The organism is Stenotrophomonas sp. YJH_SMC_4 (assembly GCF_059371575.1).
In genome coordinates this window covers 1-23114 of record NZ_JCAFUR010000019.1, presented here as the reverse complement: position 1 = coordinate 23114, position 23114 = coordinate 1, and the positions used below count along the sequence as shown (strand labels likewise).

Here is a 23114-nt window from a genome sequence, read left to right as displayed (position 1 = left end):
ATGGCTCGACTTTACAACAGCGTACTTCGATCATTCCGACGTTCATCCACGCATGCCGGGATCTACCGTGTCGACCAAGGTCGACACCCACCAGAGCAGAACGCCGTGCCGGCAGATCGCAGGAAACTGTCGAAGGCGGGGTGGGTCCGGGTGCGGGGGCGTGAGCCGCATGGGCCCGAGGCATGCCTCGGGCGGGTTGGGCAGGACGCCCAACCCCGGTCTTGCCGTGTGCGCAGGACAGCGCACACGAGCAAGCGGCGACCAAGCCCCCATGGATGGGTTGACGGCGTCCCCCTCAACCGGACCTACCCCGCCATCCCGCGGAATGCCAGCCTTTGACGTTGCCGTTGAAGTTGATTCGGCAGGTGCAGGGCGCAGCCCTCCCGCCACACCTATTCCGCGATCAACACCAGCCCATCCGGGAACACGATCGCCGCTTCATCGGCACTCACATCGAAGAAACCCACGCCGTGCTTCTCGGCCAGGTCCTGCACGCGGCCGTGCGCGCGCTCGGCCACCGAATAGGCAAACGCGCCGTAGATCACCTCGCGGCCGATGCTGTACTCGGTCACCTCAGCACGGTCGTCATCGTCGTTGCTCAATGGGCCGTTCATCGGCGGGAAGTCCTGCGCCATCTCCGCGAACCACGCCTGCAGCGACGGGCTGCTGACTGCCGGGTCGTCGTACTCGTGGCGTTCGTTCCACTGCGTCTGCTTCTCGAACCAGGCGATGAAGGCCGCCGCCTCACGTGGCGCGGCGCTGGCCTCGAACACCATCATGTCGTAACTCATTGAACCGTCCTGTTGCAGCGCCAGGGTCGGATCCCTCTCCGCAGGCGAGGGCTCTGACCCCTGCGCGGGGTCTGTGGCTGCGCAGGGTATCGCGCTACGGCTGTCCGGCTGCACTCATCGCCCACCCCGGCGCCAGCGCCTTCGCCTCCGGGAACAGCGCGAAGCGCAGGCCGATCAGGCCCATCAGGGCTTCATCGCGGGCCTTGCAGGCGGCCACGCTACCGACCCGGGCCAGCGAAGTATCCAGCCGCTCGCGCAACGCGTCGGCCGCCACAATCGGCTTGCGCGCGGCGATCTGCCGTCGGTAGTGCACGGCGACCTCTTCCAGAATGTGCTCGACCGCCTCGCGACTGCGCTCGGGCAGTTCCAGCCGGGCGCGGCGCAGCTGCAGGATGTTCAGGCCGATGCGTGCTTCATTGAGCATGTCCACCGAGGCGATGTCGCTGCCTTCCGGCGTCGCCGCCAGGCGCGGCGCGAGCAGGCCGAGCAGGTCAAGCATGCGCGCGGCGAAGCGCTGGCGGTCCTGCTGGCCACGCCCTTCGGCGGCTTCGGCCAGCGTGGTCCAGCCCTGCCGCACCAGCCGGCGCGCGGTCCACTCGGCGCCCACCGAACGGAACAGGCGGGTCATCACCACCGCAAAGCCAATGCCGATGAACATCGCGATGGACGAGTTGAGGAAGGTCTGGATGTTGGCGCTGTAGGTGTTCTGCAGGCTCAGCAGCGCGGCCAGGTTCACCGTCAGCGGCAGCGCGAACAGCGCGCTCTTGGGGTGGTGCAGCATCAGCCCCAGCGGCAGGAACGCCACCGCCAGCACCAGCGCCAGCAGGCCGAAGTCGTGCACGGCCGGGAACACGCCGAACAGGTACACGCCGGCCACCACCGAGGCGACCATCGCCCACACCAGGAACGACACCATGCTCGGTGCCGGATCGTCCTGCGCGGCGAAAAATGCGGCGGTCACCGCGGCCATCATCGCGCCGTTGCCGCCGCCTTCCCACCCCAGCGCGATCCACAGCACGCAGTAGCTCATCAGCGCCGCGCCGGCACTGAGCGCGGAGAACAGCGCCATGCCGTAGTCGACGTGCTTGTCGGCGGCCACGCGTTCGGTGCGGATGCGGTAGTGCGCACGGTCCAGCGGCGCGGTGCCCTGGTCGATCGCGTGCTGCAGGGTGCGGCAGTCCTGCCACAGGTCCACCAGTTCCTCCAGGCGCAGCAGCAGGCTGGCCAGCTGCAGGTGCTGCAGGTCGCGGTCCACCTGCGGCTTCAACGCACTGATGCGCGCGCGCAGGCGCGCGTACTCGCTGGCGTTGGTGGGCCCGTCCAGCCAGTCATGGATGTCGTCGACCAGCGCCGGCAGGCCTTCCGGCAGGGCCTGGCCATCGCTGCGCAGTGCGCTCAAGCGATCGGCAATCGAGGACAGCACCGGCAACAGCAGCAGCATGCGCTCGCGCAGCCGCTCCATCGACACGGCCGAACCGGCATGGCGCGGGTCGTCGCGGCGCAGGAACTCGATCAGCGCCTCGAACTGCACCAGGTCGGCGGCGAGCCGGTTGCGCGGCGCGTGCGCGCGGCCGCGTTCGAGGATCTGCCGGCACCACTGCGCCGCGTCCTCCATCCAGTTGCCGATGCGGGCGCGCAGCATCGGGCGTACCGAGGCCGGGAACAGCAGCGAAGCAAACAGCACTGCCACCACGGTGCCGAGGATGATCTCCTCGCTGCGCGCCACCACGGTGTCGAAGATGGTCTCCGGCGAGGTCACGGCCGGGAAGCCGATGAAGGCGGTGGTGTAGCCGGCCAGCAGGAACGCGTAACCGCGCGGGCCGCGGTTGAGCAGGGCCATGAACAGGCAGCCGGCCAGCCAGATCGACATCGCCGCGCTCAGCACCAGCGGCGTTTCCACCAGCGCCGGCAGCACCAGCAGGGTGGCCAGGCCGGCCACCAGGGTGCCAACGATGCGGTACACGCCCTTGGCGCGGGTTGGGCCCAGCAGCGGCTGGCTGACGATGTACACCGTGCCCATCGCCCAGTACGGGCGCGACAGGTTGCCGGCCATGGCGATGTACAGCGCGGCCACCGCGGCCAGGTAGGTCTTGATCGAGAACAGCCAGGCCTGGCGATCGGTCAGCGCGTTCATGGCTTACTTCGCCGAGGCCTGTGCGGTGGACGGCGCGGGCGGGGCAACCGATGCCTGCCAGCCGCCACCCAGCACCAGGAACAGATGGATCTGGTCGCGCGAGACCTGCGCTTCGGCGGCGGCCAGGGTGGCGTCGCTGGTGGCCAGGCTGCGGTCGGCATCCAGGCTGGAAAGGTACGGCGTACGGCCACCCTGGTACAGCCGGCGGTTCTGCTCGGCGGCCAGTGCGGCCTGCTCCTGCGCGATGCGCAGCGACTGCAGCCGGCGCAGGTCCTGCGCATAGCGGTCCAGCGCGGTCTGGGTCTCGCGCAGCGCCTGCAGCACGGTGTGGTCGAACTCGGCCAGCGCGGCATCGGCACCCGCCTCGGCGGCGTGGATGCGTGCGTGCGTGCCGGACGACGGCAGCGTCCACGAGATCAGCGGGCCGATCGACCACTGCTGGGTCATCGGCGTGCCGAAGTCTTCCAGCAGGCCGGCGGCACCCACCGAGGCACCCAGGCGGATGTCCGGGTACAGCTCGGCGGTGGCGACCCCAATCCGCGCCGTGGCCGAGGCCAGCTTGCGCTCGGCCTGGCGCACGTCCGGGCGGCGCTGCAGCAGCGCCCGGCCATCACCGACCGGCAGCGGCTGCGCCAGGCCGGGGGCGTGCGCACAGTCGATCACGCCGGCTGGCAGCTGGCCCGGGGTTTTCCCAAGCAGCGCGGCCAGCGAATAGGCGGCCGCCGAACGCTGCGCGCGTAGCGGCGGCAGTGCCGCCTCCAGCAACGCTACCTGCGCATTGGCGCGGGCCAGTTCCGGCGGCGTGCCGCGGCCGGCCGCGATCAGGCGCTCGGTGACCGTGCGGCTGCGCTGCTGCAGCTGCAGCGAATGCTCGGCCACGTGCAGTTCGTGGTTGGCGTGGCAGATTTCCAGGTAGCTGTCGGCGACCTGCGCGACCACGCTGACCTGGGCCAGGTCGCGCGCCGCAGCGACCGACTGCTCGTCGGCACGCGCTGCCTCGGCGCCGCGCTTGAGCTTGCCGAACAGGTCGAACTGGTAGCTGACCGCGAACTTGCCATCGGCCAGGTTGATCACCGGCAGCTCGTGCTCCTGCAGGAACGATTCGGCCGACAGCTGCGCGCGGCTGACACCGGCCTCGGCCTCGTACTCAAAGCCACCGGCGTCCAGCGCTTGTTCGTACATCGCCGCGGCACGACGCAGGTGTGCATCGGCGGCCTTCAGTTCCACGTTGTCACGCAGCGCCTGGGTGATCAGGCCGTCCAGCACCGGGTCGTTGTACAGCGACCACCAGCGGTCGGGCAGCGCCTGGTTGGCGGCCACCTGCGGGTTCTGCGTATCGATGAAGGCTGTATTGGCCTCCGGGCGCTTGAACGCCGACCCTTCCGGCAGGGCGTAATCCGGGCCGACGGTCCTGCAGGCCGCCAAGCTGGCCAGCGCAACGATCAGACCGAGACGGGGCAGGGCGGCGTTCACAGGCCCGCCTGTGTCGGCGCAGTGCCGGCCTTGTCGTTGTGCGGATGGCGGCCGGTGTCCACGGTCACCGTGGCGGTGCGGCCGGCGATCAGTTCCACGCCCTTGGGTACTTCGTCGATGGCGATGCGCACCGGAATGCGCTGTGCCAGCCGCACCCAGTCGAAGGCCGGGGTCACGTTCGGCAGCAGGGTGCTGCCGTTGCTGCGGTAGCGGTCCTCGATGCCGGCGGCGATGCTTTCCACGTGGCCACGCAGCGGGGCCGACTCGCCCATCAGGCGGATGTCCACGCTCTGCCCCGGGGCCACGCCGCGCAGGCGGGTTTCCTCGAAGTAGCCATCGATGCGGAACGAGCCGGTATCCAGCAGCGCCAGCACCGGCTTGCCGGCCACCACGTAGTCGCCCACGCGCAGGGTGCGGTCGTTGACCCGGCCATCGGCCGGCGCGCGCACCTCGGTGCGGCCCAGGTTGAGCTCGGCCAGGTCGACCGCCGCCTGTGCGGTGGCCAGCGCCGCCTGTGCGGCCTGCAGCTTGGCGCGGCGCACTTCGGCGTCCTCGGCGGCGACCAGGTCCTGCAGGCTGCGGTCACGGCCGATCTCGCGGCGCAGCTGCGCCACCGATGCCTGGCGCTCGGCCAGGTTGGCGCGGGCCTGCTCCAGCGCGATGCGGTAGCGGGCGCGATCGACCACGAACAGCAGGTCACCCTTCTTCACCGCCTGGTTGTCGGCCACCTGCACCGTTTCCACCAGCCCGGACACGTCCGGCGCCACCTGCACCACGTCGGCACCGACATGGGCATCGCGGGTCCATGGCTCATCCATGTAATAGACCCAGAGCTGGCGCAGCACCAGCAGGGCGATGATCACGGCTGCGCTGGTGAGCAGCACCGGCAGGGTCTTCTTCACGATCTTGTTCACGATTGCATCCAACGCAGGAGGTGGAACAGCAGGCCAAGCACGATCCCGTACAGCGCCAGGTTGAACAGTGGCGGGTGCCATATATGGCGATAGGCACCGGCACGCTGCAGCAGCGCATGCAGGCCGCTGTTGACCAGGTAGGCCAACAACATCAACCCGAGCAGGGTCGGGACGAACACTCCGTGGAGACTGAATTCACCGGGCATCGGTAGGGGCGGGGGGCGAGGTGGGGGGAAGGGGAGGGGAGGAACAGCGAAACAACGGCAACGGGCAAAAGCCGCTGGCGTGTGCACGGCAGCGGCGGTGTTCAGGGGCAGCGGTCTTACGTGATGCGGTCGGCGGCCTCGGCCAGCAGGCGCCATGCCTTCAGCACGGCGTGCAGTTCATCCATGGAAAGCTCGCCGAACACGTCCTGGCGCAGGCCGATCAACTGGTCTTCCAGCTCGCTGACCAGCGCGTGGCCCGCGTCGGTCAGCCACAGCAGGTTGGCGCGGCGGTCGCTGGCGTCGCTCTCGCGGCGGACCAGGTCGCTGGCGCACAACTTGTCCAGCAGGCGCACCAGGGAGGGTCCTTCCATGCCCAGCTGCTGCGCCAGCGCCACCTGACGGATGCCACCGCCGGAGCGGCCGATCATCAGCAGCGGCATGGTGCAGGCGGTGGAGATGCCGTAGCTGCCGAGCCGGCTGTCGGCCAGGCGCTGCCACTGCCGCCCTGCGTACAGCAGGCCGGAGCTGAGCTGCATCTGCAGCACGGTGCGCTCGTCGAGGGGTCGGTCCATAAGAGATAGATAGGATACTACTAATTTCATTCCTATCAATAGGTTTTTCTGAATGGGTGGGTGTAGTGAGGAAAGCGTTGCGCCTGCCTGGTGTCGGGTGGGGCAGCGGGCGCCGGACGGTGCAGGACACGCCGTGAACCCCCCTCCGGGGTCCGGCCCAGCCGCTGGCGGCTGTGCGTTCGGGCGCTTGCGAGGCATGCCTCGCAAGCAAGCGCCCTCACCCTTGGGGGCTCGGCCGCGGCATCCATGCCGCGGACGGTCCTGCCCCGCCCGGCCCCGCTGCCTTCCCATCCCCCGCGAGCGCGGTGGGTTGGCTCTTGGAAGCAAGAGCAGAAGCAGTGCGGACCAACGGTCCGCACCCACCAAAGCACAAAACACCACAGCAGCGGCGCGCCGATTCCGAAGCCATGAACCCCCGCTTTTGCCCCCGCTTTCGGGGGGCAGGCCGCGCCCGCGGGACACCGCCAGGGAGTGGGAGAGGGGGCTGCGCAGGACCGTTGGCGCCATGGATGGCGCCATCGAGCCCCCATGGACGGGTTTACGGCGTGTCCTGCGCTGCCCCCTCTCCCACTCCAAACCGATAGCAACGACGCGCCAACAACGACCCCCGATGAACCGTCCCAACAGGACGACCCACCCCCCGGTCGGGTACGATGCTCGCCCCCCGTTCGGGACGCTGTACGCAATGAGCAAGAACAACGAAAAGGCCGCCCCGCAGGGCGACGTGACCCAGGACCAGGCCGAGGATGCCGTGCGCACCCTGCTGCGCTGGGCCGGTGAGGACCCGTCCCGTGAAGGCCTGCTGGATACCCCCCGCCGTGTCGCCGAAGCCTATGGCGACTGGTTCAGCGGTTACCGCGACGACCCGCGCGCCTACATGGAGCGGACCTTCGAGGAAGTGGCCGGCTACGACGAGCTGATCGTCCTGCGCGACATCGAGTACGAAAGCCACTGCGAGCACCACATGGCCCCGATCATCGGCCGCGTGCACGTCGGCTACCTGCCGGCCGGCAAGGTGGTGGGCATCAGCAAGCTGGCCCGTGTCGTCGAAGCCTACGCCCGCCGTTTCCAGGTGCAGGAGAAGATGACCGCGCAGATCGCCCAGTGCATCCAGGATGTGCTGCAGCCGATCGGCGTCGGCGTGGTCGTCGAAGGCGCCCACGAGTGCATGACCACCCGCGGCATCCACAAGCGCGGCGTCAGCATGGTCACCTCCAAGATGCTGGGCAGCTTCCGCGACGACGCGCGTACCCGCGCCGAGTTCCTGCGCTTCATCGAAGTGGGCGGCAAGCGCTGAGCCGCTTGCCCGCACCACGCCGGCTCCTGCAGGCCGGCATGCCCACGGCTGTCCACGCGGCAGCTGTGCATGGCGGTTTGTCCCTGTCAGCCCTACAGACTTCTTTCGCTGCATGAAGCATCGCGAACGCATTGCCCGTTACCGCCACCTGCGCGAACAGCCCCAGTGGAAGCTGCTTGCCGCCGACCACGCTCCGGAAATCATCGGCCTGCTGCAGGGCCTGCTGATGGACGGCGAGCGCACGCTGCCGTCCTCGGTACTGAACGAGCGACTGCAGCGCGCGCTGGACCAGCTGGCCGGCGATGAACTCTCGCGCGAGCTGCCGCGCACCGCGCAGGCCTACATCGCGCACTGGCTGGCCCAGGGCTGGCTGGAACGCCGTCTGCCCGAAGGCGCCGACCAGGAGCAGTACGAGCTGGCGACCGCGGCACTGCAGGCGATCCGCTTCGCCGACGGCCTCGAGCAGGCCCGCGTGGCCGCCACCGAAAGCCGCCTGGCGCTGGTCATTGAGCAGCTCTCGGCGCTGGCTGCGCAGACCGAAGCCGATCCCGATGCGCGCCTGTCCGCGCTGCACGACGAGCGCGACCGCATCGATGCCGAAATCGCCCGGGTCGGCACCGGCCGCGTGGTTGCGCTGGACGGCAAGCGCGCGCTGGAACGCACCCGCCAGATCATCGGCCTGGCCGACGAGCTGACCGAGGACTTCCGCCGCGTGCGCGATGACTTCGAGCAGCTCAACCGCGATTTCCGCGAACGCATCATCGACGACGAGGGCGAGCGCGGCGATGTGCTGTCGCAGCTGTTCGAAGGTGTGGATGTCATTGGCGAAAGTGACGCCGGGCGCAGTTTCCAGGCCTTCTGGCGCCTGCTCAACGACGCCGAACAGAGTGCCCAGCTCGATGCCGCGCTGGAAGCGGTGCTGGCGCGCGGCTTCGCCCGCCGCCTGGACCGCAACGAACGCAACTTCCTGCGCAGCTTCACCAGCACCATGCTCGAGCGCGGTGGCCAGGTGCACGACGTGCTGCAGAACTTCGCGCGCAGCCTGCGCGGCTTCGTGCAGAGCCGTGGCTACCTGGAACAGCGCCGCCTCAACCAGTTGTTGAAGCAGGCGCAGTCCGAAGCGCTGGCCCTGCGCGACGAATTCCCCGCACAGCGCGGCATCGGCCGCGACCTGCAGCTGACCACCAGCCGCCTGCGCTCGTGGTCGCAGTGGAAGCTGCATGATCCGCGCAGCGCCCAGGTCGACGGCAATGTCGAGTACAACGACGCGGCCGCGATCAGCCTGGAGAGCGTCGGCGACCTGGTCGCTTCGTCCGAAATCGACTTCCGCACCCTGCGCCGCGACCTGCACGACCTGCTCGATGCACAGCCGCGGCTCAGCATCGCCCAGGCCCTGTCGCAGCGCGAGGCGCCGCAGGGTCTTGGCAGCGTCATCGGCTATCTGTCGCTGGGCACGCGCTTCGGCAACGTGGTCGCCGGCGAGCAGGAGCTTGCGCAATGGCGTGGTGGCGACGGCCAGGTCCGTCGCGCCCGCATCCCGCTGGTTTGGTTCACCCAGGAGAGACGCCATGAGCTGGCATGAAGATCCCATCGACGCAGCGCAGGCCGACGTGGCGGAAGACGCCTACGAGGCCGAACCGGTGGCGGCCGTGGCGCAGCCCCGCCGTGGCAACGACGTCTATTACCTCGGCGACACCGGGCGCCTGCCGCTGGATGCGCGCCGCGCGCTGTGCCAGCTGCTGATCGGCCCCAGCATCGACCAGCTGCGCCACGCCAAGCTGTGGCCGGCACTGATCCGCAGCGAAGCGGCCATCCGCTCGTCGCTGGCGGACCTGTTCCTGGAACTGGTGCTCGACCGTGACAGCGGCGTGGCGTTCACCCGCCAGGCCGATACCGAAGACGTCGACGCGCCGGTGCTGCTGCGCACCTCGCCGCTGACCTTCATCGACTCGGTGCTGTTGCTGTACCTGCGCCAGCAGCTGGCCGAAGCCGATGCGCGCGGCAACCGCGCGGTGGTCGCCGATGCCGAAATGGCCGAAGCACTGGCCATCTACGAAAAGAACCTGTCCACCGACCGCGCCGGCTTCAACCGCCGCGTCGCCTCGGCGGTGCAGAAGATGAAGGACAACCACATCCTGACCCGCCTCAGCGGCCAGGAAGACCGCCACGAAGTCTCGCCGGCGCTGAAGCTGCTGTTCTCCGCCGAAGACGTGTCCCAGCTCTCGGCGGTCTACCGCCAGCTGCGCGAAACCCCGGCCGCCGAGGCCTGAGAGACCCGACCATCGCATGGCTATCTCCAAGCACACTCCCGCCCTGTTCAACGAAGGCCTGCCGGACCCGCGCCTGCAGCAGTTCCGCATGCGCCGCCTGCAGGTACACAACTGGGGCACCTTCAACGGCCTGACCGAAGTGCCGATCGCCGAGCGCGGCTTCCTGTTCGTCGGACGTTCCGGCTCGGGCAAGTCGACACTGCTCGATGCCATGTCCGCGCTGCTGACGCCGCCGGCCATCGTCGACTTCAACGCTGCCGCGCGTGAAGCCGAGCGCAGCGGCCGCGACCGCAACCTGGTGTCCTACGTGCGTGGCGCGTGGGCTGACCAGCAGGACAGCGGCACCGGCGAAATCGCCACCCAGTACCTGCGCAAGGGCGCCACCTGGACCGCACTGGTGCTGGAATACCGCGCCGGCGACGGCCGCGTGGTCAGCCTGGTGCGCCTGCTGTGGATCTCCGGCAACGGCACCTCGGCCGGTGACGTGCGCAAGCACTACATGATTGCCGAGCGCCCGTTCGACATCGCCAAGGATCTTGGTGGGTTCGACCTGGACCTGCGCAAGCTCAAGCAGAAGCTGTCCGACCTGCACCACTTCGACACCTTCTCCGGCTACGCCGAGCGCTTCCGCGACCTGCTCGGCATCGACAACGAGATGGCGCTGCGCCTGCTGCACAAGACGCAGTCGGCGAAGAACCTGGGCGATCTCAACGTCTTCCTGCGCGACTTCATGCTCGACACGCCGAAGACCTTCGACGCCGCCGAGCGCCTGGTCAGCGACTTCGCCGAGCTCGATGGCGCGCACCAGGCGGTGGTCACCGCCCGTCGCCAGGTGGAGACCCTGCTGCCGGCACGCGCCTACTACAACGACCTGAAGGAAATGCACCGCCGGCGCGGCGACGACGAAGCCCTCAAGCTCGGCGTCGACAGCTTCCGTGAAAGCCGCCGCCAGGCGCTGATCGAAGCGCGCCTGCGCGAGATGGACGTGCGTGACCGCGGCCTGCTTGGCGAAGAAGCCCAGCGCCGTGCCGCACTGGACAATCACACCGAGCGCCTGGCCGAACTGGAACTGCAGCGCCGCCAGCAGGGCGGTGAGCGCATCGAAGAACTGGAACGCGAACAGGGCCGCGCCGAAGCCGAGCGCGACCGCCGCCAGGCCAAGCGCGAGCAGGCAAGCCTGGCCGCGCAGCAGCTGGGGGCCGAACTGCCGGACGACGCACACGGCTTCGCCGAACTGGTCGAGCGCGCACAGAACGAGCTGCAGGACCGCCAGCGCGCCTCTTCGGCGCTGGACGATGCGATCAGCGATCGCCTGGGTGGCAAGCGCGATGACGAGCGCCGCTTCGGCGAAGTCCGTGCGGAACTCGAAGCGATGCAGCGCACGCCCTCCAACATCCCGGCGCCGATGCAGAAGCTGCGCGCGCGCCTGGCCGAGGAAACCGGCATCGCTGAAGCGGCGCTGCCGTTCGTCGGTGAACTGATCCAGGTCCGCTCGGAAGAGCAGGGCTGGCAGGGTGCCATCGAGCGCGTGCTGGGTGGCTTCGCGCTGTCGCTGCTGGTCGACGACAAGCATTACAACGACGTCGCCGAGTGGGTGAACCGTACCCACCTGGGCATGCGCTTCACCTACTACCGCGTGCGCCGCAACGATGATGCGTTCGCCCGTGAGCCGTCGGCGAAGTCGCTGCTGCACAAGCTGGAACTGCGCGAACACGTGTTCGAAAGCTGGCTGCGCCGCGAGCTCGGCAAGCGATTCGACTACGAGTGCGTGGATGCCAAGCAGCTGCGCAACGTCGACCGCGGCATCACCCGCGAAGGCCAGGTCAAGCATCCGGGCGACCGTTTCGAGAAGGATGACCGCAGTGCGGTGGGCGACCGCCGTCGCTGGATCCTCGGTTTCAACAACCACGACAAGGTGGGCGCCTTCGAGCGCGAAGCTCAGGAACTGGCCAAGCGCATCGCCAGCTGCGAGACCGACATCGCGCGCCTGCGTGGACAGCGTGACCGCGACAACGAACGCCGCCTGGCCTGCCACGAGCTGGTCAGCATCAGCTGGAACGAGATCGACATCGCCGCCCCGCAGCAGCGCCTGAGCGACATCGAGGCCACGCTGCGCGACCTGCGCGAAGGCAATGCCGACCTCGCCAAGCTGGCCAAGCAGATTGACGCCGTGCGCGCCGACATCGAGCAGGCCCGCCGCACCTATGAAGACGTCCGCGTCGAGCGCGGGCAGCTGGTCAAGGAACGCGACCGCCTGGACCGCGCGCGCCAGCAGAGCCGTGCGCTGGTGCTGCCGAGCCTGGCCCAGGAGCAGGAAGCCGGCCTTGCCGAGCGCCTGCAGGAGCAGGGTCCGCTCAGCCTGGAAACGCTGGAAGCGCACATGCGCCAGGTCAGCAACGCGCTGAACGAGCAGCTGTCGTCCTCGCAGCAGGACCTCAACCGCATCGAGAACCAGCTGATCGGCTGCTTCCGTCGCTTCATCCAGCAATGGCCGGAGGAATCGGGCGACTTCACCGTGTCGGTGGCCTCGGCCGAGGACTTCCTCGCACGCCTCGAACGACTGGAGCGCGATGGCCTGCCGCAGCACGAAGAGCGCTTCTTCGATCTGCTGCAGAACCAGAGCAAGAACAACCTGCTGGCCCTGCAGCGCCACAGCGCCGAGGCCCGCAAGTCGATCGGCCAGCGCCTGGACGAAGTGAACGCCAGCCTGGAACAGGTGCCGTTCAACCGCGGTACGTTGCTGACCATCGAACTGAGCGACCGTCGTCTGCCGGAAGTGGGCGAGTTCCAGCTGCAGCTGCGCGAAGTGCTGTCGCAGCAGCAGACCGAGCAGCGCGAGCTGGCCGAATCGCAGTTCACCGTGCTGCGCCAGCTGGTCAACCGCCTGGGCTCGCAGGAAGGCGAGGACAAGCGTTGGCGGGAGCTGGTGCTGGACGTGCGCATGCACGTGGAGTTCATCGGCGTCGAGCTGGATGCGGAAACGCGCCAGCAGGTCGAGATCTACCGCAGCGGCGCCGGCAAGTCCGGTGGCCAGCGCCAGAAACTGGCTACCACCTGCCTGGCCGCGGCGCTGCGCTACCAGCTCGGCGGTGCTGACAGCCAGCTGCCCAGCTACGCCGCGGTCGTGCTCGACGAAGCCTTCGACAAGGCCGACAACGAGTTCACCGCGCTGGCAATGAACATCTTCGACAACTTCGGCTTCCAGATGGTGGTTGCCACCCCGCTGAAGTCGGTGATGACGCTGGAACCGTTCATCGGCGGCGCCTGCTTCGTCGAAATCAGCGGTCGCCACGACTCCGGCGTGCTGTTGATCGAGTACGACGAGGAAGGCAAGCGCCTGAAGCTGCCCGAGCGCAGCCGCCAGCAGGCCAACGAACCGGAAGAAGCCGAGGTCTGACCTGGCCGATTGAAGGGGGATGCCGGCCAGCGGCCGGCACTACATGGGCGGGGTTCATGACCCGATCGGATGGGGAATGCCGGCCAGCGGCCGGCACTGCTCATGGGCGGGGTTCATGACCCGATCGGATGGGGAATGCCGGCCAGCGGCCGGCACTGCTCATGGGCGGGGTTCATGACCTGATCGGATGGGGATGCCGGCCAGCGGCCGGCACTACCCATGGGCGGGGTTCATGACCCGGTAGTGCCGGCCGCTGGCCGGCAACCGCGTTCACGCAGCGCGGAACGTATCCCACGCCATCCGCGCGATCAGCACCACCACCAGCCCCACGAACAGCTTGCGGATGAACGGCGTGCCGCCCTTCAGCGCCAGGCGCGTGCCCACCACCGAACCGATGATGTTGGCCGCCGCCATCGGCAGCGCGAACAGCCACAGGATGTTGCCGGTCGGCACGAAGAACGAGATCGCCGCCACATTCGTCGCCAGGTTCACCACCTTTGATGCCGCCGAGGCGCGCAGGAAATCCAGCCCGAAGAAGCGCACGAACAGGAAGATCAGGAAGCTGCCGGTGCCCGGCCCGAAGAAGCCGTCGTAGAAGCCGATCGCCGCACCGATCGCCAGCGCGATCACCAGTTCGCGGCGACCGATCTCCTGCGGACGGTGCAGCGCGCCGAAGTCCTTCTTCCACAGTGTGTAGGCCAGCATCGCGACCAGCAGCACCAGCACCAGTGGGCGCACCGCGTCCTTGGGCAGCAGGCTTACCGCGGTGGCGCCGGCGAAGGAGAAGATGAAGGCCGTGCCGGCCGCGAACAACACCGGCTTCCACGGGAAGCGCACGTTGCGCGCATAGCGCCAGGCGGCCGCACCGGTACCGAACATCGAACTGAACTTGTTGGTACCAAACAGCATCGCCGGCGTCTGCTGCGGCAGCACCGTGAACAGGCCAGGCAGCTGCACCAGCCCACCGCCACCGACGGCGGCATCGACCAGCCCGGCGATGAAGGCGATGACCACCAGCCACCACAACTCAGGGGGAACCAGTTCCAGCACGGCGATCAATCGATATGGGGGCGCGACAGCATACGCCTGTCCTGCACTGGTTGACCGGTGCCCCGCGTGGATCCATCCGCACAACCCGGCGACAATGTCCGCATGAGCCGAAAACCCACCGATCCCTGCCCCTGCGGCCTTCCCGCCGAGTACGCCGCCTGCTGTGGCCGTTTCCATGCCGGTGAGGCCGCCCCCGATGCCGAGCGCCTGATGCGATCACGTTACAGCGCCTATGTGCGGGGGCTGGCGGACTATCTGCGCCAGAGCTGGCATCCGGATACCCGTCCGGCCGAGTTGTCGCTGGATGATGCGCCCGGCCAGCGTACGCATTGGCTGGGCCTGACCGTGCACGAGCACACCGTCACCGGCGCCGACAGCGCCGAGGTGCGCTTCACCGCCCGCTACCGCGTGGGCGGCGGCAGCGCGGTGAAGATGGCCGAGCACAGCCGCTTCCTGCGCGTCGACGGCCGCTGGTACTACCTCGACGCGGTGTGAGCCTCAGCCGCCGCGTGCCGCCAGCACGCGCTGGCCGGCATGCGCGCGGACCTGGTTACGGCCACCGTCCTTGGCTGCGTACAGCGCCTGGTCGGCGGCCTTGATCACTGCCGCTGGCCGCTCATCCACGCGGCTGTCTGCCAGCCCGATGCTCACCGTCACCTGCACTGTCTGCCCGCTTCCGCCGCGTCCGCGCTGCCGGCGCCCCGTTTCATCGTCGCGGCTGCGTGTGCTCCGGTCGCGCAGCTGCATGCGGGTGTCCTCGATGGTCTGCCGCAGCGCCTCGACTGCATCCACGCAGGCCGCTGCGGGACGATCCAGGAACACCACCGCGAACTCCTCGCCGCCATAGCGGAACGCCCGGCCACCATCGCCCACCCGGCCCAGGCGCGAGGCCACCAGGCGCAGCACATCGTCGCCGGTGTCGTGGCCGTGGGTGTCGTTGAACGACTTGAAGTGGTCCACGTCCACCATCGCGATGCTGTAGGTGCCGCGCGCCCGCTGCAGGGTCTCATTGAAGGCGCGGCGCCCCGGCAGGCCGGTCAGCTCATCGCGGAAGGCCATATGGAAGGACTCCTGCAGCATCGCGCCCAGCATCAGCAGCAGGGCCGCACTGGCCAGTGCCGGCAGCAGCACCGGCTGCAGGAACACCCGTGGCAGCATCCACCACAGGCACAGCAGGGCCAGCAGCATCGCCGTGTGCAACGGGCGCGGATGCCGCCAGGCCTGCCAGCCCAGCGCGGCGGTTGCCAGCAGGAACAGCAGCGCTGGCAGCTGTGCCAGCGCGTTCCAGTCGGCCGGAATCCAGCTCCAGTGGCGGTTGGACAGCAGATCGTGCATGCCCCGGGGTTGCTGCGTGGCCAGCAGCAGGAAGATCATCAGCGCGGCGCCACTGGCAACACCCCGCAGCAGCAGGTCGCGGCGGCGGCGGCCGCGCTCGGGCCACAATGCCAGGCCCGCGAACAGCAAGGGCAACCAGGCCGAAATGGCATGGAAGCGCAGCGGTGTCAGCGCCGTGACATGGCCGCTGTGCAGGTAGCCGCCCACGTCCTGGTGCAGCAGCGCGAACACGACCGCCACCACCAGCAGCAGGCAGAGCGTACGCACCTGGTGGTAGAGCAGGGCAAGGCCGGCGCCGAGGCAGGCCAGCAGCCAGGGCAGGATGCGTTGGGCCGGGCTGGCAACGTCTTCGTTGCCCAGTGCTGCCCACAGCACCACGGCAACCAGCACGGCGGGCAGCACGAACAGGTAATGCGCAGGCTGGCGGAGCGGATGCAGGGGCAAGCAGGAATTCCAGCGCGGTGACGACGCGGCCGCAGCATTGCCGTTAGCGGCGTTCGCACCGGCTTCTTGAATGCGGGATGGTCACGCATGTGAACGCGTTGACGTCGAACGATGACATCGCACTCACCCTCTTGCGCAGATGCTGCCCGGATGGACAGCGTAGCCACCGCCGTCGCTGCCCCGCAGCGCGATCTCGCCCGCCAGTACGCATGTGTGCGGAACCGCAGCATGCACCTGGCAGCCCCCCTCAGCGCCGAAGATGCCATGCTGCAGAGCATGGCCGATGCCAGCCCGAGCAAATGGCACCTGGCCCACACCACCTGGTTCTTCGAACGCTTCGTGCTGGCCGGCTTCCCACCTGCACCGGCGCATGACCCTGCCTGGGACTACCTGTTCAACAGCTACTACAAGAGCCTCGGCCCGGCGCATGCCCGGCCGCAGCGTGGGCTGCTGTCGCGGCCATCGCTGCAGCAGGTGCGCGACTACCGCCAGCAGGTCGATGCACAGGTGCAATCGCGGCTGGCGGCAGGCGACCTTGATGAGCAGGCACTGCAGCACCTGCAGTTGGGCCTGCAGCACGAACAGCAGCACCAGGAACTGCTGCTCACCGACATCAAGCACGCGTTCTGGTGCAATCCGTTGCAGCCGGCCTACCGCGAGGACCTGCAGCCTGCAACCAGCGCTGCCAGTGCGCAGGGCTGGATCGAGTCGCCCGAGCGCATCGTCACCATCGGCGCCGCAGCCTGGCCGCAGCACACCGCCTTCGCCTACGACAACGAATCGCCGGCGCATCGCGTGCTGCTCCCCGCGCACGCACTGGCCGAGCGCCCCGTCAGCAATGCCGAGTACCGCGCCTTCATCGACGCCGGTGGCTACCGCGAACCGCGCTGGTGGCTCAGCGAAGGCTGGGCGCTGCGCGAAGCCGAGGGCTGGCAGCACCCGCTGTACTGGGATGACGCCCTGCAGCGCGAGTACACCCTGGGCGGTTGGCGCGAACTGGATCCGCATGCGCCGGTCTGCCACCTCAGCTACTACGAGGCCGATGCCTGCGCCCGCTGGGCCGGTGCGCGCCTGCCCAGCGAGTTCGAGTGGGAGGCTGCCGCCGCAACGCTGCCGCCTCGCGGTCATTTTGCCGATGACGATCGGCTGCACCCGCAGGCTGCAGGGGGCAGTGGACTACGTCAGCTGTTCGGCGATGTATGGGAATGGACCCACAGCGCGTATGGCGCCTACCCGGGCTTCCGCCCTTTCGCCGGCAACCTCGGTGAATACAACGGCAAGTTCATGTGCGGGCAATGGGTGCTGCGCGGTGGCAGCTGCGCCACGCCGCGTGGCCACGTGCGTGCCAGCTACCGCAACTTCTTCATGCCCCCGGCGCGTTGGCAGTTCTCCGGGCTGCGCCTGGCCAGGGACCTCGCATGAGTACGGTGCACGACGCACTGCAGGCGCTGACCGATCTCACCCCCAGCCGCCAGCAGATCCTCACCGACGTGGTGGCCGGGTTGTCGCGCACGCCGCGCCAGCTGCCGTCCAAGTACTTCTACGATGCGCGCGGCTCGCGCCTGTTCGAGCAGATCACGCAGACCGCCGAGTACTACCCCACGCGCACCGAGCTGGCCCTGCTTTCACGGGTACTGCCGGACATCGCCCGAAGCGTCGGGCCGCACCTGCACGTGGTGGAACTGGGCAGCGGCAGTGGCCGCAAGACCGCGTTGCTGCTGGCCGCCCTGCACGACCCGGTGGCCTACACGCCCATTGAAATCTCGCGTGCCGCGCTGCTGTCCAGCATCGACCACCTGGCCCCGGCGCTGCCCGAGGTGGAGATGCTGCCGGTCTGTGCCGACTTTACCCGTCCCGTCGCCGTACCCATGCCCGAACGCGAACCCGCGCGACGGCTGCTGTTCTTCCCCGGTTCCACGCTGGGCAACTTTGAAGGCGAAGACGCGGTCGCGCTGCTGCGCGCGATGCGCCAGACGATGGGCCGCGACGGCCTGGCTCTGGTCGGCATCGACCTGCACAAGAATCCGGCGCTTATCGAAGCAGCCTACAACGATGCGCAGGGCGTCACCGCCGCATTCACCCTCAACCTGCTGGCCCGGCTCAATCGCGAGATCGGCAGCGACTTCGATCTCGACGGATTCCGTCACCGCGCCCGTTACAGCACCGCGCGGCTGCGCATCGAGACCGATCTGGTCAGCCAGCGGGCACAGGACGTCCATCTGGATGGCCGGACCTTCCATTTCGAGGCCGACGAACCGATCCGCGTCGAATACAGCCATAAGTACACCGACGAGAGCTTCGAAGCGCTGCTGCAGCCGGCTGGCCTGCAGGTCATGCAGCGCTGGGATGCTGAAGGCCCGGCCTATGGCCTGCGCCTGTTGCGTGCCATCTAGGGCGGACGGCCAGCCGGTACCGCTTCAGGTTCAGCAGCACCGCTACCCCTAAGATGGCCGTGCAACGGCAACACGGAGGACGCCATGCCCATTCTGACCACGCTCGGCCTGGCGGCCGCTCTTGCCTCGGCGCCGACAGCGCCCGCCGCTCCTGCCGGCGACATCGATCCGGCGTTCAGCCGCTGCCTGTCGGGCCTGCAGGCCACCGCTGTGACACAAGGCATCAGTCCCGACCGTTTCAACGCGATCACCGCCGGCCTCACCCCGGACCCCAGCGTGCTCGGCCTGCTTGATGCGCAGCCGGAATTCACCACGCCGATCTGGGACTACCTGGCCGCGCTGGTCGATCGCCAGCGCGTGGCTGATGGCCGCGCCCTGCTGCAGCAGCACCGCGACCTGCTCGATCGCGTGTCGGCGCAGTACGGCGTCGATCCGGCCACTATCGTCGCGGTCTGGGGCGTGGAGAGCGACTACGGCCGCGTGTTCGGCAAGCGCCCGCTGCTGCAGTCATTGGCCACGCTGTCCTGCGCCGGCCGTCGCCAACCCTTCTTCCGCGGTGAACTGCTGGCGCTGCTCAAGCTGATCAACCGCGGCGACCTGCAGGCCCAGGGGCTCACCGGCTCTTGGGCCGGTGCCTTCGGGCATACGCAGTTCATGCCCAGCACCTATGCACGCATCGCCGTGGACGGTGATGGCGATGGCCGCCGCGATCTGGTCGGCAGCATTCCCGATGCACTGGCCTCCACCGCCAACTACCTCAAGCGCGCCGGCTGGCGCAGCGGCGAGCCGTGGGGCATGGAAGTCCGCGTTCCTGCGGGCTTCAACGCCAGCCAGGCCGGCCGCACCCAGCGTCGCGCCCTGGCCGACTGGCGTGCGCAGGGCGTGACTGCGCTGGATGGCAGCGTGTTGGCTCCAGCCAACCTGCCGGCGGATGCGCGCGCCGCGCTGCTGCTGCCGGCCGGCAACAAGGGCCCGGCATTGCTGGTGTTCCGCAACTACGACGCGATCTACAGCTACAACGCCGCCGAAAGCTATGCGCTGGCGATCGCGACGCTGGCTGACCAATTGCGTGGTGGCAACGGGTTGGCCACCGCCTGGCCGACCGATGACCCGGGCCTGGGCCGCGATGAGCGCCGCCAGCTGCAGACCCTGCTGCTGGCCCGCGGCCACGATATCGGTGCCGCCGACGGCATGATCGGTACCGCCACGCGCCGCGCGATCCAGGTAGAACAGCAGCGCCTGGGCTGGAGCGAGGTGGATGGCCGCGCAGGCCAGCGCATCCTGCGCACGCTGCAGGAAGAGGCGGCCGCCATCGCACCCGCTGGGCAGAAAGCCTTGCCGGCGGCACGTTGACCGCGACATCATCGCCGCGGTCTTCAAGGAGCGTCATCGCATGCAGTCGAATCCGGACATCAGCACCGGCCTGTATCACGGCCTGGAGGCCTGGCAGGTGCGAACCGCCAACGCCACGGCGGTCGTCAGCGTGTTCGGCGGCCAGCTGCTGTCGTTCATTCCTGATGGGCAGCCCGATCTGCTGTGGCTTTCGCCCACGCGCGCCGAGCTGCCCACGCCCATCCGCGGTGGCGTCCCGGTGTGCTGGCCGTGGTTCGGTCGCCAGGGCCAGAGTGCCGATGTACCGGCGCATGGCCTGGTACGTACCGCGCGCTGGGAGCTTCTGCAGGCCAGCCAGCGTGATGATGGCGAGGTCGAGCTGCAGTTGGCGCCTGCGCCCGGCGCCGATCACGGCCTGCGCCTGCAGATGCAGCTGCGCATCGGCCGCCAGCTGCGCCAGCAGCTGGTCACCGAGAACACCGGAACCTCGCCGGTGACCTTCACCCAGGCCCTGCACAGCTATTTCCGGGTGGGCGATGCCAAGCGGGTCGAGGTCGAGGGCCTTGACGGCCTGCAGTACCTGGACAAGTACGAGGACTATGCGCAGCTGCGCCTGCAACAGGGACCGTGGTCATTGCGCGATCCACGTGATCCCGGTCGCAGCGATCGCATCTACACCGGTGCCGGCGGCCATTACGTGCTGCATGATCCCGTACTGCAGCGGCGGATCGAGATCCGCAGCGAAGGCAGCCAGACGCTGGTGGTCTGGAATCCGGGCGCCGAGGCGGCAGCCAGGATGGCCGATGTCGGCGAGGGCTGGCGCGATTACGTATGCCTGGAAGTGGCCAACGCAGGCCCTGAGCAGATTACGCTTGCGGCGGGTGCGCGCCATCAACTGGTGCAGACCCTGGGCAGTACCGCGCTGTAGGCGCGGGCAGCGATTTCAGTTTGTCGATGCAGGTAGCAAGGACGGAAAAACATGCAGGAAGCACAATGGTGGTACGCCAATGGCAGGCAGAGCAGTGGGCCGGTGGATCTGGCCGGTCTTCGCCAGCTGCAGCAGGAAGGGACGGTTACGGCGCGCACCCTGCTCTGGTGCGAAGGCATGCCCTCATGGCGGCCGTTGGCGGAACTGGAGCAGGCTTCCACCCCCGTCGAGGTGGCTCCGGCCCTGGATATCGACGCAGCCCCTGCGGTTGAGGGCATCGCGCCGGATGTCGGCGATCCGTCCGATCCCTATCGTGCGCCGGCCGCCGCACCGGACAGGGCTGCGGCTGCCGGGCTGGAGGGCGAGATGGCCTTGTACGCCAGCGTGGTCGGCGGCAACTTCCCGATCTATCGCCAGCGCTGGCGGCTGGATCAGGGCGTTGCGACGGGCAGTGGCACCTGGCATTGGCCGGCCTTCCTGCTCGGGCTGATCTGGATGATGTACCGCAGGATGTACCGCCTGGCGGCGATGTGGGCTGGCCTGCTGCTGCTGATCAGCGTGGTGGAGACCTGGCTGGATGTGCCGGATGGCCTGTCGCTGGTCATCACCTTCGCGCTGAGCATCACCACCGGCATCTTTGGCAACAGCTGGTACCTGGCGCACTGCCAGCGCCTGATCGCCCAGGCCCGTGCCGTCACCGGCGACGATGATGCACGGCTGCGCAGCGAGCTGACCGCGCGTGGCGGCACCAGCGTGGTCGCCACACTGATCGCCATCGTCATCGCGGTGGCGCTGAGCATCGTCGGCGCCGCATTGGCCGGGTAGGGTGGGTCAGCGGTCCTGACGGGGCCGCAGCACCAGCAGGCACAGCGCACCGGCCACCAGGCCCCAGAACGCCGAGCCGATGCCGGCCAGTGAGACGCCCGAGGCGGTGACCAGGAAGGTGACCAGTGCCGCCTCGCGGTCCCGCTCTACCGCCAGCGCACTGGCCAGGCTGTTGGCGATGGTGCCGAACAGCGCGATACCGGCCACGCAGGCCACCAGCTCCTTGGGGAAGGCAGCGAACAGTGCGGCCACGGTGGCACCGAACAGTCCGATGACGATGTAGAAGGCACCTGCCGCCATGGCGGCGGTATAGCGTCGTGCCGGGTCCTCATGGGCATCACGGCCCATGCAGATCGCGGCGGTGATTGCCGCCAGGTTCAGCGCGTACGCACCGAACGGCGCCAGTAGTGTATTGACCACACCGATCCAGCCGATCAGCGGCGACACCGGGGCGTCGTATCCGGATGCCCGCATCACCGCCACGCCCGGAATGTTCTGCGAGGCCATGGTGACCACGAACAGGGGCAGGGCGATGCCGGCCACCGCGGTCCAGGACAGGGATGGGGTCACCCATTGCGGTACCGCCAGTTGCAGCTGCACCTGCTGTGCGTGCAGCAGGCCACGGCTGGCCGCAACCGCGATGCCGACCAACAGGGTGGCGATGACCGCATAGCGCGGGAACAGGCGGCGTCCGGCCAGCCACGTGGCGAACATGGCCAGCGCCAGTACCAGCTGGGTGTTCATGGCCACGAACACGTCCAGACCGAAGCGCAGCAGCACCCCGGCCAGCATGCCGGCGGCCAGCGCCATCGGTACCCGTTGCATCAACCGGGCGAAGATGCCGGAGAAGCCAGCCAGCATGCCCAGAACCGCAGCGAGCAGGAATGCACCGGTGGCCTCGGAAAGAGATGCGCCGCCGGCACCGACCACCAGCATCGCCGCGCCCGGTGTCGACCATGCGGTCACCACCGGTACCCGATAGCGCAGTGACAGCCCGATGCAGGTGACACCCATGCCCAGTCCCAGTGCCCACATCCATGAGGCGATCTGCGCCTGGTTGGCACCGACAGCTTGTGCAGCCTGGAACACGATGACGGCCGAACTGGCGAAGCCGACCAGCACAGTAATGAAGCCGGCAACGAGGGCCGGTACTGAAAGGTCGCGCCACCACGCTTGCCGCACCTGCATGTTCATTGCCGTCTCTCCACTGTGCATCCGTGCATTGATAGCCCTTGTGGCGTTGACCGCGCAACGCGCGGTCAACGCCACAGTGATCTTCGAGCGTATGCCATGCGTGACGTTGCCTTGGTTCTGTCATCACCCTGCAAAAAAATGCTTGACGAAATCTGCAGGATCTCTAGAATTCGCTCCCTTGCTGCAGCGCACCGCTTCTTCGGAAACGGCACGCAAACAGCAACGCCACCACCGACGAACGAGATGATCGAACGAAGGTGTTGACGGACTCGAAAAGTCCGGCATAATAGGCGGCTCGCAACGACGAAAGGCCTTCGGGTCCAACGCCGAAGCAGCATCGGCAACAACGTCCACCCCGGTGAGACGGCCTTGAAAAAAGGTGTTGACGAAGCGGAAAAGCCGGCTATAATGGGCGGCTTCGCTACGAAGGAAACTTCGCAGCACACGGGAACGGCGCTGAGGCCACTTCCCTCGATCTTTGAAAGTATGCGCAGGTATCTTGTGAAGGCGCCTGCAGGAAGGATGATTGTCCATCTTGCAGACGTTTGATCAAGCAACT

19 protein-coding genes are annotated in these 23114 nt (G+C 68.2%); 10 read left to right on the top strand and 9 right to left on the bottom strand.

Features of this window, described 5'->3' with window-relative positions; genetic code table 11:
• Positions 1-392: 392 nt before the first annotated feature.
• From AC5P9F_RS17805 to AC5P9F_RS17780, 6 genes are all read right to left on the bottom strand, one after another.
• Entirely contained in the window at positions 393-791 is a 399-nt protein-coding gene (locus AC5P9F_RS17805) for a hypothetical protein (protein WP_043035325.1), read from the bottom strand.
• 94 nt (positions 792-885) lie between these two features.
• Positions 886-2925, bottom strand: coding sequence for an FUSC family protein (locus tag AC5P9F_RS17800; protein ID WP_099484831.1), 2040 nt, complete (start codon positions 2923-2925; stop codon positions 886-888).
• 3 nt (positions 2926-2928) lie between these two features.
• Positions 2929-4398 (bottom strand): efflux transporter outer membrane subunit, encoded by a 1470-nt coding sequence (locus AC5P9F_RS17795; RefSeq protein ID WP_043035327.1) that lies wholly within the window; start codon positions 4396-4398, stop codon positions 2929-2931.
• Entirely contained in the window at positions 4395-5312 is a 918-nt protein-coding gene (locus AC5P9F_RS17790; RefSeq protein ID WP_005411697.1) for an efflux RND transporter periplasmic adaptor subunit, read from the bottom strand. The genes AC5P9F_RS17795 and AC5P9F_RS17790 overlap by 4 nt, the downstream gene beginning before the upstream one ends.
• Complete coding sequence (locus tag AC5P9F_RS17785) at positions 5309-5518, bottom strand: DUF1656 domain-containing protein (RefSeq protein WP_005411696.1); 210 nt, start codon at positions 5516-5518, stop codon at positions 5309-5311. Before AC5P9F_RS17785 ends, AC5P9F_RS17790 begins: the two co-directional genes overlap by 4 nt.
• Before the next feature lie 116 nt (positions 5519-5634).
• On the bottom strand, positions 5635-6090 hold the full coding sequence (locus AC5P9F_RS17780; RefSeq protein WP_012481667.1) for a MarR family winged helix-turn-helix transcriptional regulator: 456 nt from the start codon (positions 6088-6090) through the stop codon (positions 5635-5637).
• A 685-nt stretch (positions 6091-6775) separates the two neighbouring features.
• Between AC5P9F_RS17780 and folE the strand changes: the two genes are divergently transcribed.
• From folE to AC5P9F_RS17760, 4 genes are all read left to right on the top strand, one after another.
• A complete protein-coding gene (gene folE / locus AC5P9F_RS17775; protein ID WP_004141296.1) occupies positions 6776-7387 on the top strand; it encodes a GTP cyclohydrolase I FolE in 612 nt (203 codons plus the stop codon).
• A 112-nt stretch (positions 7388-7499) separates the two neighbouring features.
• Entirely contained in the window at positions 7500-8969 is a 1470-nt protein-coding gene (locus tag AC5P9F_RS17770) for a DUF3375 domain-containing protein (RefSeq protein WP_005411693.1), read from the top strand.
• Positions 8956-9657: a DUF4194 domain-containing protein gene (locus AC5P9F_RS17765; protein WP_005411692.1), complete on the top strand. Its 702-nt coding sequence runs from the start codon at positions 8956-8958 to the stop codon at positions 9655-9657. The genes AC5P9F_RS17770 and AC5P9F_RS17765 overlap by 14 nt, the downstream gene beginning before the upstream one ends.
• Before the next feature lie 16 nt (positions 9658-9673).
• Entirely contained in the window at positions 9674-13054 is a 3381-nt protein-coding gene (locus AC5P9F_RS17760; protein ID WP_111173658.1) for an ATP-binding protein, read from the top strand.
• A gap of 270 nt (positions 13055-13324) precedes the next feature.
• On the opposite strand, the gene AC5P9F_RS17755 is transcribed toward AC5P9F_RS17760, so the two are convergent.
• Positions 13325-14104: a sulfite exporter TauE/SafE family protein gene (locus tag AC5P9F_RS17755; protein WP_005411690.1), complete on the bottom strand. Its 780-nt coding sequence runs from the start codon at positions 14102-14104 to the stop codon at positions 13325-13327.
• A gap of 102 nt (positions 14105-14206) precedes the next feature.
• Here AC5P9F_RS17755 and AC5P9F_RS17750 point away from each other — a divergent pair, with 102 nt between their 5' ends.
• A complete protein-coding gene (locus AC5P9F_RS17750; RefSeq protein WP_005414942.1) occupies positions 14207-14599 on the top strand; it encodes a YchJ family protein in 393 nt (130 codons plus the stop codon).
• 3 nt (positions 14600-14602) lie between these two features.
• Here AC5P9F_RS17750 and AC5P9F_RS17745 read toward each other — a convergent pair whose 3' ends face one another.
• Complete coding sequence (locus AC5P9F_RS17745) at positions 14603-15883, bottom strand: GGDEF domain-containing protein (protein ID WP_111174472.1); 1281 nt, start codon at positions 15881-15883, stop codon at positions 14603-14605.
• A 150-nt stretch (positions 15884-16033) separates the two neighbouring features.
• Here AC5P9F_RS17745 and egtB point away from each other — a divergent pair, with 150 nt between their 5' ends.
• The 5 genes from egtB to AC5P9F_RS17720 all read left to right on the top strand — a co-directional run bounded on the left by egtB (position 16034) and on the right by AC5P9F_RS17720 (position 21361).
• Positions 16034-17305, top strand: a complete 1272-nt coding sequence (gene egtB, locus AC5P9F_RS17740) for an ergothioneine biosynthesis protein EgtB (protein WP_049395802.1) — start codon at positions 16034-16036, stop codon at positions 17303-17305.
• A complete protein-coding gene (gene egtD / locus AC5P9F_RS17735) occupies positions 17302-18276 on the top strand; it encodes an L-histidine N(alpha)-methyltransferase (protein ID WP_099531117.1) in 975 nt (324 codons plus the stop codon). The genes egtB and egtD overlap by 4 nt, the downstream gene beginning before the upstream one ends.
• Positions 18277-18360: 84 nt before the next feature.
• The gene (locus AC5P9F_RS17730) at positions 18361-19629 is read left to right on the top strand and encodes a lytic murein transglycosylase (RefSeq protein WP_100438169.1); all 1269 of its coding nucleotides are present in this window, start codon (positions 18361-18363) and stop codon (positions 19627-19629) included.
• 40 nt (positions 19630-19669) lie between these two features.
• On the top strand, positions 19670-20536 hold the full coding sequence (locus AC5P9F_RS17725) for a D-hexose-6-phosphate mutarotase (protein ID WP_012481658.1): 867 nt from the start codon (positions 19670-19672) through the stop codon (positions 20534-20536).
• 51 nt (positions 20537-20587) lie between these two features.
• Complete coding sequence (locus AC5P9F_RS17720; protein WP_005411683.1) at positions 20588-21361, top strand: DUF2628 domain-containing protein; 774 nt, start codon at positions 20588-20590, stop codon at positions 21359-21361.
• A gap of 6 nt (positions 21362-21367) precedes the next feature.
• On the opposite strand, the gene AC5P9F_RS17715 is transcribed toward AC5P9F_RS17720, so the two are convergent.
• On the bottom strand, positions 21368-22555 hold the full coding sequence (locus AC5P9F_RS17715; protein WP_005414935.1) for a benzoate/H(+) symporter BenE family transporter: 1188 nt from the start codon (positions 22553-22555) through the stop codon (positions 21368-21370).
• Positions 22556-23114: the final 559 nt, after the last annotated feature.

Coding starts and splice junctions, on each gene's coding strand:
- folE (WP_004141296.1), top strand. CDS start 6,776: ATGAGCAAGAACAACGAAAAGGCCGCCCCGCAGGGCGACGTGACCCAG.
- AC5P9F_RS17730 (WP_100438169.1), top strand. CDS start 18,361: ATGCCCATTCTGACCACGCTCGGCCTGGCGGCCGCTCTTGCCTCGGCG.
- egtD (WP_099531117.1), top strand. CDS start 17,302: ATGAGTACGGTGCACGACGCACTGCAGGCGCTGACCGATCTCACCCCC.
- AC5P9F_RS17725 (WP_012481658.1), top strand. CDS start 19,670: ATGCAGTCGAATCCGGACATCAGCACCGGCCTGTATCACGGCCTGGAG.
- AC5P9F_RS17750 (WP_005414942.1), top strand. CDS start 14,207: ATGAGCCGAAAACCCACCGATCCCTGCCCCTGCGGCCTTCCCGCCGAG.
- AC5P9F_RS17760 (WP_111173658.1), top strand. CDS start 9,674: ATGGCTATCTCCAAGCACACTCCCGCCCTGTTCAACGAAGGCCTGCCG.
- AC5P9F_RS17765 (WP_005411692.1), top strand. CDS start 8,956: ATGAGCTGGCATGAAGATCCCATCGACGCAGCGCAGGCCGACGTGGCG.
- AC5P9F_RS17715 (WP_005414935.1), bottom strand. CDS start 22,555: ATGAACATGCAGGTGCGGCAAGCGTGGTGGCGCGACCTTTCAGTACCG.
- AC5P9F_RS17720 (WP_005411683.1), top strand. CDS start 20,588: ATGCAGGAAGCACAATGGTGGTACGCCAATGGCAGGCAGAGCAGTGGG.
- AC5P9F_RS17780 (WP_012481667.1), bottom strand. CDS start 6,090: ATGGACCGACCCCTCGACGAGCGCACCGTGCTGCAGATGCAGCTCAGC.
- AC5P9F_RS17800 (WP_099484831.1), bottom strand. CDS start 2,925: ATGAACGCGCTGACCGATCGCCAGGCCTGGCTGTTCTCGATCAAGACC.
- egtB (WP_049395802.1), top strand. CDS start 16,034: ATGGACAGCGTAGCCACCGCCGTCGCTGCCCCGCAGCGCGATCTCGCC.
- AC5P9F_RS17805 (WP_043035325.1), bottom strand. CDS start 791: ATGAGTTACGACATGATGGTGTTCGAGGCCAGCGCCGCGCCACGTGAG.
- AC5P9F_RS17770 (WP_005411693.1), top strand. CDS start 7,500: ATGAAGCATCGCGAACGCATTGCCCGTTACCGCCACCTGCGCGAACAG.
- AC5P9F_RS17785 (WP_005411696.1), bottom strand. CDS start 5,518: ATGCCCGGTGAATTCAGTCTCCACGGAGTGTTCGTCCCGACCCTGCTC.